This is a genomic window from Pseudomonas sp. S34, from assembly GCF_009866745.1.
GTDB classification, from domain to species: domain Bacteria; phylum Pseudomonadota; class Gammaproteobacteria; order Pseudomonadales; family Pseudomonadaceae; genus Aquipseudomonas; species Aquipseudomonas jessenii.
The window spans coordinates 5,393,014-5,409,014 of the sequence record NZ_CP019398.1 but is presented as its reverse complement, the minus strand read 5'-3'; the positions used below and the strand labels follow the sequence as shown (position 1 = coordinate 5,409,014).

Sequence of the window (16,001 nt, the reverse complement as noted above, 5' to 3'; positions counted from 1 at the left end):
TGAATGTCGCAAGCAAAAAAAACCGGCCATCTCTGGCCGGTTTCTTATGACTGCGGTTTAGCGGGGCTGATTAAGCACCGTATACCGGCAGCTTCTTGCAGATAGCCTTGACCTTCTCACGAACGGTATCGATCACCGCTTCGTTGTTCAGGTCAGCCAGGATGTCGCAGATCCAGCCGGCCAGTTCCTTGCACTCAGCTTCCTTGAAGCCACGAGTGGTCACAGCCGGAGTGCCGAAGCGCAGGCCGGAGGTGACGAACGGGGAGCGTGGGTCGTTTGGCACGGAGTTCTTGTTCACGGTGATGAACGCTTTGCCCAGAGCGGCATCGGCGTCTTTACCGGAAATTTCCTGCTTGATCAGCGACAGCAGGAACAGGTGGTTCTGAGTACCGCCCGACACTACGTCGAAGCCGCGCTCGATGAACACGCCGGCCATGGCCTGGGCGTTCTTCACCACTTGTTGCTGGTAAGCCTTGAACTCAGGCTGCAGCGCTTCCTTGAAGCAGATCGCCTTGGCCGCGATCACGTGCTCCAGTGGGCCGCCCTGGGCGCCCGGGAATACCGCGGAGTTCAGCTTCTTCTCGATGTCGGCGTTGGCGCGAGCCAGGATCAGGCCGCCACGTGGACCGCGCAGGGTCTTGTGGGTGGTGGTGGTCACCACGTCAGCGAATGGAACCGGGTTCGGGTAGACGCCAGCGGCAACCAGGCCGGCCACGTGGGCCATGTCGACGAACAGGTAGGCGCCTACCTTGTCGGCGATTGCACGGAAGCGCGGGAAGTCGAGGATCTGCGAGTAGGCAGAGAAACCGGCCACGATCATTTTTGGCTTGTGCTCAACGGCCAGGCGTTCGACTTCGTCGTAGTCGATCAGACCGTTGGCGTCGATGCCGTACTGGATGGCGTTGTACAGCTTGCCGGAGGACGAAACGCTGGCACCGTGAGTCAGGTGACCACCGTGGGCCAGGCTCATGCCCAGGATGGTGTCGCCGGCCGACAGCAGGGCCAGGTAAACGGCGCTGTTGGCTTGCGAGCCTGCGTGCGGCTGAACGTTGGCGTAGTCGGCGCCGAACAGCTCTTTGGCGCGGTCGATAGCCAGCTGCTCGACGATGTCTACGTACTCGCAACCACCGTAGTAGCGCTTGCCCGGGTAACCTTCGGCGTACTTGTTGGTCAGTACCGAGCCTTGAGCTTCCATCACCGCAGGGCTGGTGTAGTTTTCCGAAGCGATCAGCTCAATGTGCTCTTCCTGGCGCTGAGCTTCTTGCTCCATGGCGGCAAAGAGATCGGCGTCGTACTTGGCAATAGTCAAATCACGGCTGAACATGGCGGTCCTCAAGGATCGGGGGCGGAAAAGGGGGGCATTCTAACCTAATGGGTTTTAGATGGCATATGAAACGGCATCATGTCGCAGACAAGTGGTGTTCATGCGGGGATTAGCGGTGATCGTGCCGGCCTCTTCGCGAGCAAGCCCGCTCCCACAGGGCTCTCGGGTGTACACAAAGTGTGCGAACGCTGTAGATCCACTGTGGGAGCGGGCTTGCTCGCGATGAGGCCAGTTGCCGCGCCGCAAATCTCAATCGAACATGAACAGGGCATCATTGCTGAACTGCCCTTCGAACCGGCCCGCCGGCATCGGCCGACCGAACAGATAACCCTGTACCTCGTCGCAACCGTGCTCCCTCAGGAAATCCAGCTGCTCATGGGTCTCCACGCCTTCGGCGATCACCGCCAGGTTGAGGCTGTGGGCCATGGCAATGATTGCCCGGGCGATTTGTGCATCCTGCTCGCCGCTGGGCAGGCCATCGACAAAGGTGCGGTCGATCTTCAGAACGTCGATCGGGAACTGCTTGAGGTAGTTGAGCGATGAGTAACCGGTACCGAAATCGTCGACCGCAATGCTCAGGCCGAGATTTTTCAGGCCGTCGAGGATCTGCATCGCCTCGCTGACTTCGCGCATCAGGATACTTTCGGTCAGTTCCAGTTCCAGGCACGCCGGCGGCAGGCCGGTTTCCTTGAGGATGGTGGCGATACGCGTACCGAGCTGGCCGTCGGAGAACTGTCGCGCCGAGATGTTCACCGACACCTTCGGCACCCGTACCCTGGCCTGATGCCAGGCCTTGAGTTGACGGCAGGCTTCGCTGATCACCCAGTCGCCGACATCCACCACCAGCCCGAGCTCTTCGAGCACCGGAATGAAATCCCCCGGCGGCACCAGCCCGCGGCGTGGATGACGCCAGCGCAACAGTGCCTCGGCACCGGTCAGGCGCTTGCCGTCACCGCTGAACTGCGGCTGGTAATACAGCACGAATTCGTTCTGTTCCAGGGCATGGCGCAAGTCGCTTTCCAGCTCCAGACGTTCCAGCGCGCTGGCGTTCATGTCCGCCTGATAGAACTGGAAGTTGTTCTTGCCACGCTCCTTGGCGTGGTACATCGCAGTGTCGGCATTCTTCATCAACTGGCTGAGTTCGTTGCCGTCCTGCGGACTCAGGGCGATGCCGATACTGGCTGTGACGAAGAACTCGCGGCCTTCGAGCACGAATGGTTTCACCAGGCTGGCGAGAATCTGTTCGGCCACATGGATCGCCCGGTTCAGGGCGATTTCACGGTTGGCTCGCGGTTGCAGGAGCAAGGTGAATTCGTCACCGCCCATGCGCGCCACGGTGTCGTCATCGTCGACGCAACCGAGCAGGCGCGTGGCCATTTCCTTGAGCATGCGGTCGCCGGCGGCGTGGCCCAGGGAGTCGTTGATCGGCTTGAAACGGTCGAGGTCGAGGAACATCAGCACCACCCACGACTTCTGCCGTTCGGCCGATTGCAGTGCCGTGTGCAGGCGATCCTGGAACAGTGAACGGTTGGGCAGGTGGGTCAGGGCGTCGTAGTAGGCGAGGCGGTGAATCCGTTGCTCGCTGGCCTTGCGCTCGCTGATGTCGCTGAAGAAACACACATAACTGGCCAGGTCGCCTTCGTCGTCGAGTACGGCGGTGATCCCGACCCAGGCCGGGTAGTGCTCGCCGTTGCGACGCTTGAGCCAGACTTCGCCTTCCCAGGTGCTGTGCTGGCCCAATTGCTTGAGCACGTAACGCAGATGGGCTTCTTGCTGGTCGTCGACGGTCAGCATGTTCGGCAGTTGGTCGAGGACCTGCTCCACGGCGTAACCGCTGACACGACTGAAGGCTTCGTTGGCCTGGACGATGTAGCCGGCCGGGTCGGTGATCAGGATCGCCGAGGTCGAGTGTTCGAATACCGTGGCGGCCATGCGCAGATCTTTTTCGGCCCGGCGTTGCTGACTGATGTCGCGGCCGACGCCGAGCACGCCTTCGAACGTGCCGTGTTCGTCCCAGACCAATACCAGGCGCAGTTCGATCGGGATCTTGCGCCCGTCGGCCCGCAGGCAGTCGAACAGGAACAGTTGGGTTTGCACCTGGCTGCGCAACAGCGCCAGTTGGTCCGGTTGATCCAGCGCTTTGCTGACCCGGTCCATCAGGTGGTAGATGCCGGTCAGCTGTTGCGGGTTGGCGATGGTCGATTGCCAGCCATTCTGGAAAATCCACTCGGCGTCGTAGCCCAGCACTGCTAGTACCGAAGGGCTGACGTAATTGAGGTTAAGGCGGCTGTCGGTGGAGAAGATCACGTCGCTGATGCTTTCGGCAAGCATGCGGTAGCGCTGCTCGCTGTCGCGCAGCGATTCGCTGGCTTCGATCTGGTCGGTGATGTCCTTGGCCACGCCGATGATCCGCGTGACCTGGTCGTCCTTGTCCCGCGCCAGTGCCTGCTCGCGAATCTCGAAGCGTCGCCACTGGCCGTCCCGATGGCGGAAACGCAACTGGCACTGCATCAACTGGCGATAACCGGCCTGGCGCTGGATCTGGCGAGAGCGGTGGTAATAGTCGGCGTCTTCGGGATGCAGGAGGATTTCCCAGAAGTATTCGCCCATCTGGTGCAGTTCGGTGCGGTTGTAACCCAGGGTCTGGCCCAGATGGTGGTTGCTGTAGATCATGCGCTGGCTGATCACATCCTGCACATACAGATGATCCGGCACGGTGCGCACCACGTCCGACCAGAACCCTTCGCGCTCCTGCAGCGACAGCTCGATGAGCTTGCGACTGGTGATGTCAGTGATGCTCAGGATCACTGCATTATAGTCGTCCGGGGTTTGCGGCAGGCACAGCACCAGCCACAGGTGCTGGACGCGGCCGCTGGCGTCCTGCAGCTTGATTTCCAGCTCAAGCTGTTGCTGTTGGTTGAGCATCGCGTCGAGCATCTGGTTGCCGATGGCGGTGCCGTCCTGCGGATTACCGTCGATCAGCAATTTCCAGGCTTGGTCGGCGCTATCGACATTAAGCAGTTGCAACGCCACCTGGTTGACCTCGGTGATCCGCAGTTCCTTGAGCAATGGCCGGCGTTGCTCCGGGATCGCCAGCCACGCTTGCAGTTGCTCACTGCCCTGCAGTTGTGCCTTGTCGAAAAAGACCTTGAGCCCGGACATATCGAGGACGCACAAGGCCACGCCGGTGCCTTCGAAAATGTCCTGGTAACGCCGGCGGCCTTCATTCAACTGGCGCTGACGCCGGCGCGTGTTCAGCAAGGCGAGGAACGGCAGCATGGAAAACGCCAGGCCCAGCAGACATTTGCCGATGAACGCCGGCAGCAGCTCTTCCAGCACGCGCTGACGGTCGAACAGGCCGCGCAATTGCCAATCGCTGCTGCTCAACGGAACCGTCAGCACGCTGTTGGCGACATCGTCGTCGGTCAGCGTGCCCGGGTTGACCGAGGGCAGCGCTTCGTCGCGACTGATGATCTGATGATTGATGCGGTTCTCCACCAGCCACAACGGGCGGCCACCGGCCTCGCGTTGCTTGGTCAGGGACGAAAAGAAGGTGGGCGTCAGGCGCAGGACCCAATAGCCTCGGGAACTGCCGCTGGCCTGATGCAACAGTAAATGCACAACGGAACCGTCGGTGGCGTTGCTGAAGTAGTGCGCCTGGGCGTGGCTGCGGCGTACCAGTTCACCCAGGTAGTTGTTGTCATCGCTGTCGGGAGCGCTGTCACTGATGACTCTTCCCGAGGGGCTGAGCAACGCCAGGCTGCGGAGATCAGGCAGTGACTGTTGCAGCTTGCGCAACAGGGCCTGCAGTTCATCGGCGCCTTGCGGTTGCTCGACGATCGGCAACAGGTTGAGGGCGATCTGCGCGTTGAGCGTCATGTTCAGGCTGACCTGCGCGGCCAGATCGGCGGTGTAGTCGATGGTGTACTGACGCTGGTTCTTCTGGGTTTCGCGCAACTGGTCGAGCAACTGCCAGAACAGCAGGGCCAGCAGCAATAATACGAGTGTCGCCAAGGTGCCCTTCAAAGTCCCGCGCAGGGGGGAGCCGAGCACTGTGGCCGGCGCACTGGAAATCGGAGGCGGAGGGACAATGGACAAGCTGTAATCCTGCGGTTTGGCTGGACTGGCGCGACATGCACTATAAGCCGGACGCCCGAAGGGCGGCTAGCATGCCTTGAGTTGTGGCGAAGTGCCAGCCCCTGTCCGTCGGCTGGACTGCCACCGGTCATTAAGGTAGCTTTGCGGGTTACGCGGGAGCGTTCCAGCTCCTAGACTCAGACTTTTTTCAGCGCGCACGTCTTGATCTCCTCAAGCGGGCGACGCGCACAGTCTGGCCGGGCATTGCCTGCGCTCCAATCATTCATCAGTCACTGACCCTAGGTTCTCCATGGCTCAATACGTATTCACCATGCATCGGCTGGGCAAAGTTGTTCCGCCGAAGCGGGAAATCCTGAAAAACATTTCTCTGTCGTTCTTCCCCGGCGCCAAGATCGGCGTGCTCGGCCTCAACGGTTCGGGTAAATCCACGCTGCTGAAAATCATGGCTGGCGTCGACACCGAGTTCGAGGGCGAAGCCCGTCCGATGCCGGAGCTGAACATCGGCTACCTGCCCCAGGAACCACAACTGGATCCGACCAAGACCGTGCGTGAAGTGGTCGAGGAAGCGGTCAGCGTGATCAAGGACGCCCAGGCACGCCTGGACGAGGTCTACGCCGCCTACGCCGATCCGGATGCCGACTTCGACAAACTGGCTGCCGAACAGGCCAAGCTAGAAGCGATCCTGCAGGCCAGCGACGGCCATAACCTGGAGCGTCAGCTGGAAGTCGCCGCCGATGCACTGCGTCTGCCGGCGTGGGATGCCAAGGTTGAAGTCCTCTCCGGTGGTGAAAAACGCCGCGTGGCCCTGTGCCGTCTGCTGCTGTCGGCACCGGACATGCTGCTGCTCGACGAACCGACCAACCACCTGGACGCCGATTCCGTCGCCTGGCTGGAGCACTTCCTGCACGACTTCCCGGGCACCGTGGTCGCGATCACGCACGACCGTTACTTCCTGGACAACGTTGCCGGCTGGATTCTGGAACTCGACCGCGGCGCGGGCATTCCTTACGAGGGTAACTATTCGGGTTGGCTCGAAGCCAAGTCCGATCGTCTGGCTGCCGAATCCAAGCAGCAGTCGGCTCACGAAAAAGCCATGAAGGAAGAACTGGAGTGGGTGCGCAAAGGCGCCAAGGCCCGCCAGTCGAAATCCAAGGCTCGTCTGCAACGCTTCGAAGAAATGCAGTCGCAGGAATTCCAGAAGCGCAGCGAAACCAACGAGATCTACATCCCGGCCGGTCCACGCCTGGGCGACAAGGTCATCGAATTCAAGAACGTCACCAAGGGCTATGGCGACCGCGTGCTGATCGACAACCTGTCGTTCTCCATGCCTAAAGGCGCCATCGTCGGCGTTATCGGCGGTAACGGTGCCGGTAAGTCGACCCTGTTCCGCATGCTGATGGGCAAGGAAACGCCGGATTCGGGCAGTATCGAAGTCGGTGAAACCGTGCAGCTGGCTTGTGTGGATCAGAGCCGTGAGGACCTGGACGGCAGCAAGACCGTGTTCCAGCAGATCTCCGACGGTTCCGACCAGATCCGCATCGGCAACTACGAGATCCCGTCGCGTACCTATGTCGGTCGCTTCAACTTCAAGGGCGGCGATCAGCAGAAGTTCGTCAAGGACCTGTCCGGTGGTGAGCGCGGTCGCTTGCACCTGGCCCTGACCCTGAAAGAGGGCGGCAACGTCCTGCTGCTCGACGAACCGTCCAACGACCTCGACGTCGAAACCCTGCGCTCCCTGGAAGAGGCCTTGCTGGACTTCCCGGGCGCCGCCATTGTGATCTCCCACGACCGGTGGTTCCTTGACCGCGTCGCGACGCACATCCTGGCGTACGAAGACGACTCGCAAGCGGTGTTCTTCGAAGGTAACTACAGCGAATACGAAGCTGATCGCAAAAAGCGTCTCGGCGAAGCAGCTGCCCAGCCGCATCGTGTACGCCACAAGAAACTGGCCTGATTTCGGGTTGGTTGCATAAAGAGCGGAGCCTTCAGGCTCCGTTTTTTTTTGCGCGTTTTTTCAGTGATACCGCGGCGCATTCATCGCGAGCAAGCTCGCTCCCACAGGGTTTTGTGAAAGGCACAAATCTCAATTCAGCAGAAGATCCCCTGTGGGAGCGGGCTTGCTCGCGAAGGCGGTGTTACTGATGGTGCATTGCTCGAATGGTGAATCCCTATTCAGGTGCAGAATGAGTCCAAAAAACGGACTTATTTATATCCTGTGCACCATTTAATTTCATGAATGCGACATTCTGCTCTGTTCCTGTGCGTGAATCGTTTGTTACAGTCCGGCTCAATCTCCTCCAACGACAATAAATTTGCCGAGACTTTTCCATGATCGAATCCGTCGAATCCTTCCTTGCGCGCCTGAAAAAACGCGACCCGGACCAACCCGAATTTCACCAGGCTGTCGAAGAAGTCCTGCGTACCCTGTGGCCGTTTCTTGAAGCCAATCCGCATTACCTGACCTCCGGCATCCTGGAGCGCATCTGCGAGCCGGAGCGGGCGGTGGTGTTTCGCGTGTCGTGGGTCGACGATCAGGGCAAGGTCCAGGTCAATCGTGGTTTCCGCATCCAGATGAACAGCGCGATCGGCCCGTACAAGGGTGGTCTGCGTTTCCACCCGTCGGTGAACATGGGCGTCCTGAAATTCCTCGCGTTCGAGCAAACCTTCAAAAACTCCTTGACCTCGCTGCCCATGGGCGGCGGCAAGGGCGGGTCGGACTTTGATCCGAAAGGTAAAAGTGATGCGGAAGTCATGCGCTTCTGCCAGGCCTTCATGAGCGAGCTGTACCGCCACATCGGCGCCGACGTTGACGTACCGGCCGGTGATATCGGTGTCGGCGCGCGGGAAATCGGTTTCCTGTTCGGCCAGTACAAGCGCCTGAGCAACCAGTTCACCAGCGTGCTGACCGGCAAAGGCCCAAGTTACGGCGGCAGCCTGATTCGCCCGGAAGCCACCGGTTTCGGTTGCGTGTACTTCGCCGAGGAAATGCTCAAGCGTCGCGGCCTGGCCGTGGAAGGTAAACGCGTAGCGATCTCCGGCTCCGGCAACGTCGCGCAATACGCGGCGCGCAAGGTCATGGACCTGGGCGGCAAAGTGATTTCGCTGTCCGACTCCGAAGGCACTCTGTATTGCGAAAGCGGTTTGACCGAGGAGCAATGGCTGGCGGTGCTGGAACTGAAGAACGTACAGCGCGGGCGTATCCGTGAACTGGCCGGCCGTTTTAGCCTGGAGTTCCGCGCAGGTGAGCTTCCGTGGAGCCTGAGCTGCGACATCGCGCTGCCGTGCGCGACGCAAAACGAACTGGATGCCGAAGCCGCTCGCACCTTGCTGCGCAACGGCTGCATCTGCGTGGCCGAAGGCGCGAACATGCCGACCACCCTTGAGGCGGTGGACCTGTTCATCGAGGCGAACATTCTGTTTGCGCCGGGCAAGGCATCCAACGCCGGCGGCGTGGCGGTGAGCGGGCTGGAAATGTCACAGAACGCCATGCGCCTGGCGTGGACCGGTGGCGAGGTGGATAGCAAACTGCACGCGATCATGCAGTCGATTCACCACGCTTGCGTGCATTACGGCGAAGAGAATGGCCGGGTCAACTACGTCAAGGGCGCGAACATCGCCGGCTTCGTCAAAGTCGCCGATGCCATGCTGGCCCAAGGCGTCGTCTAAGTCGGTTCGATACGGATCACTTCAATCAGTTGATCCCCGGCGGGGCGCTGCCACAGCACTTCGTCGTTGAGTCGTGCGCCGAGCAGCGCCCGACCCAGCGGTGAGCTCCAATTGATCAGGCCGTGGGCGGCATCGGCCTGATCTTCGCCCACCAGTTGTACCCGGCGTTCGGTGGCGTGTTCATCGGCGTAGGTCACCCAACTGCCGATCTGCACTTTCTCGGTCGAAGTCGCGGCGGGTACCACCTGAGCGCTGCCCAGGCGCTGCTTGAAGTAACGCAAATCACGTTCGAGATCCGCCAGGCGCTGCTTGTCGGCCTGTTCGCCTTTTGCCGATTGTTCGGCGTGCAGGGATTGCAGTTCGGCGACTTTTCCCTGCAACAAGTTCAGGCCTTGTGGCGTGACGTAATTGGTCTGCGCGCTGACCTGCCGTTCGACTGGCTGATCGGCTTGCGCGGCGGCACTATCTTCATTGACGAAGGCACGGCTCATGGAATTCTCCCGGTATAGGATTTGGGCCATGGTCGCAGGCATTTGGTTTCACTGGATGTCTGAAAGCGACTTACGGCGAGTGATAGGCCCGGGCGGCGTCCTGATCCTTCTCCGCATACCACCACATCTCACTCTCCCAAGCCGATACGCGACCCATAGATAAAGTCTAGAAGTGGATTCGTCGGGTGGTTGTGAAAGGTGTGTAGGCGTTTTGACGAATACCACTTAACCCCTGTGGGAGCGGGCTTGCTCGCGAAAGGGGCGTGTCAGCCAGCATCAATGTTGAGTGCTATATCGCATTCGCGAGCAAGCCCGCTCCCACAGGGTAAGTGGTGTGTCAGGTCAGTAGTGATACCACTTCAGCTCAAGCATCGCTTCGTTCTCGGCCGTCGCCAAATGGCTGAACTCGCGCCGGGCGCTCAAGCGCAGTCCGAGATTGCGGGATATTTCCCATTGCTGGTTCAGGCTCAGGCTACGGCGCACTTCACCATTGGTGAAAAAGTCGCCCTTGGCTTCCAGGCTCAAATTGCCCAGCGGGTTTTTCCACAGCACGCCACTGTTGAACCCGGCGGCCGGGGCAATGAAAGCGGCGAAATCGTTGTTGTGCTCGATGCGCACAGTGCCCAGGGCAAATCCGAGCAGGTCATCGCCCAGTTGCCAGGTGCCACCGCCACCGCCGTTGACGTGGCTGACCAGAGTTTGGTCATCGTGCTTGCCCGGCACTCGCTCCAGACCACCGGTGACTTGCCATGAAAGCGGTTGCAGCAGCTCGTTACGCGGGGTCAGGGAGCGAATCGTTGCCAGGTCCAGTTGTTGCACTTGCCATTCATTGCTTTCGTACTGGCGCAGTTTCAATTGCAGGATTTCGATCTGCGCGCCAAGGGGAAAGCTTTCGTTGTTGTCGTTGAGGTCGTGATAAGCCATGCGCAAGCCGTACTCGCCAAAGGCTTTATCTCCACGGCTGCCGAGGCCGAGCTGCCAGGTGCGGGACTCGTGACCGTCTTCAGGCAGGCCCGGTTGCGGGATATCCAGCTCCGGCGCCGGGTTCTGGTTGATGGCCCGCAGCAGTTCGAAGCTGCGCTGGGCGCGTGCCGGGTCGCGTTCCTGGCCATTGGCGCGGTAACGCTCCAGACGATAGGCCGCATCGATGATCAGTGCCTGACGGTCGCGGGCTTGCGCCTTGAACGCCGGGTCCTGCAATTGTTTCTGATCGGCGCTGACTTTCAGCACCCACTGTTGCTCTTCAGGGTCCAACGGCTCGGCGCGGCTGAGCAACTCGCGCTCCCGGGACGGACGATACTGGATCGATTCCACCAATCCGGCATCTTTCACGGCTTTGACGGTGTCGGTCGGGATGGCGGTGAGTGGGAATTGCTCGGTCAGGCGCAGGCCCGGTCGGGCCACTTGCAGCAGTTCCAGCAAGCGGTATGAGCAGTTTTCGTCGAAGAAGAAATAGTCGAACTTGATCTGCTTCAGCTCCCAGACGTGCTCGACCATGCGCGCGGTTTCCTGTTGGGTCAGGTTCAGGCGGTACTCCCACAGGTCGCGGTTTTCCAGGCTGCGGTATTCCGAGAGCTTTTCCTGATAGGGCACCATCGCGAACAGGCCGGGATAGCCGCCCATCAGGCCTTTCCAGGCATAGATGATGCTGTTGTCCGAGCCCTCGATGTAGGCGCCGAAGTTGATCGCGTAACTGAGCAGCGAAGTCTTGTCGCTCTTCACCTCGGCCTGGTCGATGCGCAACAGGGTATGGCCGAACATCGAGGACGGGCTGTTCAGGTAAGCCGCCGGGAAGATCATCACCGCGCTGTCGGGCGAGACATCCTTGAACCATTGCTTGAACCCGGCGCAGTCCGGCGTCGGCAGTCCGGCCAGGCCGAGTTGGTCTTTCAGCCAGCGGGTGCGGGCCGGGTAGACGCATTGAGCGTGTGTTTCACCGGCACTGGCCGGGGCGTACAAGGCTTGTACAGTCGCCGCCAGTTCATGGTCCGGATGTTCATTGCCGTCAGCGGCGAGGAAGAACTTGCGGTCACTGACATAGCTGCGCCAGCCGCCGAGCTTGGCGGTTTCGTAATGGCCCAGGGATATCCAGAAAGGGTCGTTGGCCAGTTGCTGCAAACGTTGTGGTTCGATGTGAGGCGCGGCGGATAGCGGGGCGCAGACACACAGCGCCAGCCAGGCAAGGCGTTTGAGCATAGAAGGCAACTTAAACAGGAAAAAATAAAGACCCAACGAGGTGGATGCCGTTTGCCTGTAGGCGCTGGCTTGCCAGCGATGGTTTCAAAGGCGCTGTGTTTATCCAGTAAACACGCGTGATCGTTAACGACCATCGCTGGCAAGCCAGCTCCTACAGTCAGCGACATTACCCAAAGAGGGGCAGGTCCAAAAAACAAAACCCGCTTCCCGAAAGAAGCGGGGCGGGTCGAGCTTAAGCCTGAGTCGCGTACTTGGCCAGACGAGGGTCGGCTTTGAGCACGGCCAGGGTATTGGTATGCACGTCTTCTGCGGTCACGTCAGCCTTGCTGAAGATCTGCTGGAAGTGCTCGTGAGTGACGGCGGCGAAGTGCGCACGGTCTTCCGGCGCCACGCCCAGTACCACGGCATAGGTGGTCAGCGCTTCGCCCTGACCCTTGGCCATGTCTTCGGACAGCTCGTTCATCATGCCATTCATGGCAAACCAGGATTTGCCGCCATAGGTCAGCGACGCATTGGTTGCGCAACCGTTGGTGCCGGAGGTCATGCCGAAGGTTGCGTTGCCGGAGGTGCCGTTGGTGGTGGATGCCAGGAAGTGAGCTGGAGTACCACGCTGGCCTTCGAACAGCATGTTGCCCCAACCGCAATCCGGACCGCCAGGCGCTTGCGCCATGGCATTGATGGATACAGCGGTGAAGAGAGTACCAAGAAGAATCCGTTTCATAGCTTTGTTCTCTTTGTGTGCGTACCAATAGACAAGGGAGTCTGGCCCCGGCTCTGCATGCAAACTGCCTGCGCGACGATCATGCTGCGTTGAAAGCAGGCTCGGAATGCTCATGTAGGCCCCTACACTCCGCGTCCTCGCCTGCTTTCGCCTTGCCTGATCGCCGCTCGGCGAGTTTTCCTGCAGACCCTTCCGGTGCCAGTGGGCCGGTCATTAGTCCAGCCGCGCAGTTTGGAGTTTAGGCACGATCACAGGGTTCCGTGATTTTTTGCAAAACATTCATGGAAAACGGCGGCGCAAGCCCGGCCCGCCTGGGGTTGGCCGGTTGACGGTGATCAGGTCTGCGGCGCTCCTTGCCAGTCGGGCATGGGCGGCGCCAGAATGCTGCCATCTGCCCCGCCTGATTGTTAAGGAAGCCCGATGCCTGATCCTGTTGCTGCCAGCTTGCGTCTAGCGCCCGAAGCGCTGACCCGTCCGTTTTCCGCTGAACAGTTCAGCTTCTCTACCACCAATGATCTGGAGCCCTTTCGCGGTGTGCTTGGCCAGGAACGTGCGGTCGAAGCCTTGCAGTTCGGTGTGGCCATGCCACGCCCCGGTTACAACGTATTCGTCATGGGCGAGCCCGGTACTGGCCGGTTCTCGTTCGTCAAACGCTACCTCAAGGCCGAAGGCAAGCGCCTGCAGACCCCGGCGGACTGGGTCTACGTCAACAACTTCGATGAACCGCGCGAACCACGTGCCCTGGAGTTGCCGTCGGGCACTGCCGGTAACTTCATTGGTGATATCAACGGTTTGATCGACAACCTGCTGGCGACATTTCCGGCAGTATTCGAGCATCCGTCCTACCAGCAGAAGAAAAGCAGTATCGACCGCGCCTTCAACCAGCGCTACGACAAGGCCCTGGACGTCATCGAGCGTCTGGCGCTGGAAAAGGAAGTTGCGCTGTACCGCGACGCCAGCAACATCGCCTTCACCCCGATGAGCGACGGCAAGGCGTTGGACGAAGCTGAGTTCGCCCAGTTGCCGGAAGCCGAGCGCGAGCGCTTTCACGAGGATATTTCGGCACTGGAGGAGCGCCTGAACGAAGAGCTCGCCAGCCTGCCGCAATGGAAACGCGAGTCGAGCAACCAGCTGCGTCATCTGAACGAAGAAACCATTACCCTGGCCTTGCAGCCATTGTTGTCGCCATTGTCGGAGAAGTACGCCGAGAACGCGGCGGTATGCGGTTATCTGCAGGCGATGCAGGTGTACTTGCTCAAGTCCGTGGTTGAGCAGCTGGTAGACGATAGCAAGACCGACGCTGTCGCCCGCAAGTTGCTGGAAGAACAATACGCGCCGAGCCTGGTGGTCGGTCACTCGGCCAGCGGCGGTGCGCCGGTGGTGTTCGAGCCGCACCCGACCTACGAAAACCTTTTTGGCCGGATCGAATACAGCACCGATCAGGGTGCGCTTTACACCACCTACCGCCAACTGCGGCCGGGTGCCTTGCACCGGGCCAATGGCGGTTTCCTGATCCTTGAAGCGGACAAAATGCTCAGCGAGCCGTTCGTGTGGGATGCACTGAAACGCGCCCTGCAATCACGCAAACTGAAAATGGAATCACCGCTGGGTGAACTGGGCCGCCTGGCCACCGTGACCCTGACTCCGCAACACATTCCGTTGCAGGTCAAAGTCGTCATCATCGGTGCCCGTCAGCTGTATTACACGCTGCAAGACCTCGATCCGGACTTCCAGGAGATGTTCCGCGTCCTGGTGGATTTCGACGAAGACATCCCGATGGTCGACGAGAGCCTGGAGCAGTTCGCCCAGTTGCTCAAGACCCGTACTTCCGAAGAAGGCATGGCACCGCTGACCGCCGATGCGGTGGCACGCCTGGCGACTTACAGCGCACGTCTTGCGGAGCACCAGGGGCGCCTGTCGGCGCGAATCGGCGACTTGTTCCAACTGGTCAGCGAGGCGGACTTCATCCGCCATCTGGCCGGCGATGAAAGGACCGACTCCGGGCACATCGAACGCGCGCTCAAGGCCAAGGCTACCCGCACCGGTCGTGTGTCAGCGCGGATTCTCGATGACATGCTGGCCGGGATCATCCTGATCGACACCGCGGGCGCGGCGGTCGGCAAGTGCAATGGCTTGACGGTGCTGGAAGTCGGCGACTCGGCCTTTGGTATACCGGCGCGGATCTCCGCCACGGTGTATCCGGGCGGCAGCGGTATCGTCGACATCGAGCGCGAGGTCAACCTCGGTCAGCCGATTCACTCCAAAGGCGTGATGATCCTTACCGGTTATCTGGGCAGCCGTTACGCTCAGGAGTTTCCGCTGGCGATTTCCGCGAGCATCGCCCTGGAGCAATCCTACGGTTATGTCGATGGCGACAGTGCTTCCCTGGGCGAGGCCTGCACCCTCATTTCGGCCTTGTCGAAAACCCCGCTCAAGCAGTGCTTTGCCATCACCGGTTCGATCAACCAGTTCGGCGAAGTGCAGGCGGTCGGCGGAGTCAACGAGAAGATCGAGGGCTTCTTCCGTTTGTGCGAAGCCCGCGGGTTGACCGGCGAGCAGGGGGCAATCATTCCTCACGCCAACGTCGCCACCCTGATGCTCGATGAGAAGGTACTGGCGGCGGTGCGTGCGGGTCAGTTCCATGTCTACGCGGTCCGTCAGGCCGATGAAGCATTGAGTCTGCTGGTCGGCGAGCCGGCCGGCGAACCGGACGAGAGTGGCGAGTTCCCTGAAGGCAGCGTGAACGCGCGGGTCGTGGAGCGCCTGAGGGTTATCGCGGAAATGATCAGCGAAGATGATCTCAAGGAAGCCGAGAAGGAGTTGGCGCAAGAGGCTTTGGCGGAAACCAAGCCGGCCTGATGCAGTAACCCATGTGGGAGCGGGCTTGCTCGCGAATGCGGTGAATCAGCCAACATAAATGTTGAATGTTTTGACGCTTTTGCGAGCAAGCCCGCTCCCACATTTGTTTGTGTGAACCCTGGAAAGCGTCGTCGAACTGACGTCAATATTCACACTATGACCATTCGGCGCCTTTCGGTCTTGCCTCGGCCTGCAAGGCAGACTTTTCTTCTATTCTCTGCTCAAGGATATCGACGTAATCACAGGATCGAGACAGCCTTCCCATGGGGGCTGAATACCGGATCTACCGAGGGTCGCCGCCATGTCGCGCAACCTCTGCCTCACCCGTCAATGCCTGGGCCTTGTGACCCGTATCGAATGTGCCATCCGTCCATTGGCGGGAGATACGGGCATGTGGACTCTGCTGTTCGCCGCCGGAATGGCCGGTGAACAACCTTCGGCCATCAAGGCCCAAGGCCCGTTCCACGGTCCGTTCGTCGCTGAATCAATCCTCGAAACCATCGTTGAAAGCCTGACCCTGCACGGCTACGAGTTGGCCGACGATCCGCAAATCTGGTGCCTGCACCTGCAAGCCCAACTGCGGGAAATCAACGGTGGTCGCTGCCGGAACATGGGCGGCTTCGAGTTTCACCCCGAGCACTGAGTG

General features: G+C 60.3%; 9 protein-coding genes. 4 read left to right on the top strand and 5 right to left on the bottom strand.

Annotated features, from left to right (window positions below; all coding sequences use genetic code 11):
- Window positions 1–70: 70 nt before the first annotated feature.
- Window positions 71–1,324 carry a serine hydroxymethyltransferase gene (gene glyA, locus PspS34_RS24180; protein WP_150813496.1) on the bottom strand — a complete coding sequence of 418 codons (1,254 nt, stop codon included), beginning with the start codon at window positions 1,322–1,324 and terminating at the stop codon, window positions 71–73.
- A 249-nt stretch (window positions 1,325–1,573) separates the two neighbouring features.
- A complete protein-coding gene (locus PspS34_RS24175; protein WP_154862162.1) occupies window positions 1,574–5,422 on the bottom strand; it encodes an EAL domain-containing protein in 3,849 nt (1,282 codons plus the stop codon).
- Window positions 5,423–5,711: 289 nt separating this feature from the next.
- On the opposite strand from PspS34_RS24175, the gene ettA reads away from it, so the two are divergent.
- Window positions 5,712–7,376: an energy-dependent translational throttle protein EttA gene (ettA, locus tag PspS34_RS24170; protein WP_090451500.1), complete on the top strand. Its 1,665-nt coding sequence runs from the start codon at window positions 5,712–5,714 to the stop codon at window positions 7,374–7,376.
- A gap of 374 nt (window positions 7,377–7,750) precedes the next feature.
- Window positions 7,751–9,088, top strand: a complete 1,338-nt coding sequence (gdhA, locus tag PspS34_RS24165; RefSeq protein WP_154862163.1) for an NADP-specific glutamate dehydrogenase — start codon at window positions 7,751–7,753, stop codon at window positions 9,086–9,088.
- On the opposite strand, the gene PspS34_RS24160 is transcribed toward gdhA, so the two are convergent.
- From PspS34_RS24160 to PspS34_RS24150, 3 genes are all read right to left on the bottom strand, one after another.
- Window positions 9,085–9,579, bottom strand: a complete 495-nt coding sequence (locus tag PspS34_RS24160; protein ID WP_057713229.1) for a GreA/GreB family elongation factor — start codon at window positions 9,577–9,579, stop codon at window positions 9,085–9,087. The genes gdhA and PspS34_RS24160 overlap by 4 nt on opposite strands.
- A gap of 342 nt (window positions 9,580–9,921) precedes the next feature.
- On the bottom strand, window positions 9,922–11,775 hold the full coding sequence (locus PspS34_RS24155) for a DUF4105 domain-containing protein (protein WP_154862164.1): 1,854 nt from the start codon (window positions 11,773–11,775) through the stop codon (window positions 9,922–9,924).
- A 232-nt stretch (window positions 11,776–12,007) separates the two neighbouring features.
- Window positions 12,008–12,496 carry a DUF3015 domain-containing protein gene (locus PspS34_RS24150; RefSeq protein WP_007970900.1) on the bottom strand — a complete coding sequence of 163 codons (489 nt, stop codon included), beginning with the start codon at window positions 12,494–12,496 and terminating at the stop codon, window positions 12,008–12,010.
- Between the two features lie 420 nt (window positions 12,497–12,916).
- Between PspS34_RS24150 and PspS34_RS24145 the strand changes: the two genes are divergently transcribed.
- On the top strand, window positions 12,917–15,355 hold the full coding sequence (locus PspS34_RS24145) for an AAA family ATPase (protein WP_154862165.1): 2,439 nt from the start codon (window positions 12,917–12,919) through the stop codon (window positions 15,353–15,355).
- A 301-nt stretch (window positions 15,356–15,656) separates the two neighbouring features.
- The gene (locus PspS34_RS24140; protein ID WP_154862166.1) at window positions 15,657–15,998 is read left to right on the top strand and encodes a hypothetical protein; all 342 of its coding nucleotides are present in this window, start codon (window positions 15,657–15,659) and stop codon (window positions 15,996–15,998) included.
- Window positions 15,999–16,001 lie beyond the last annotated feature (3 nt).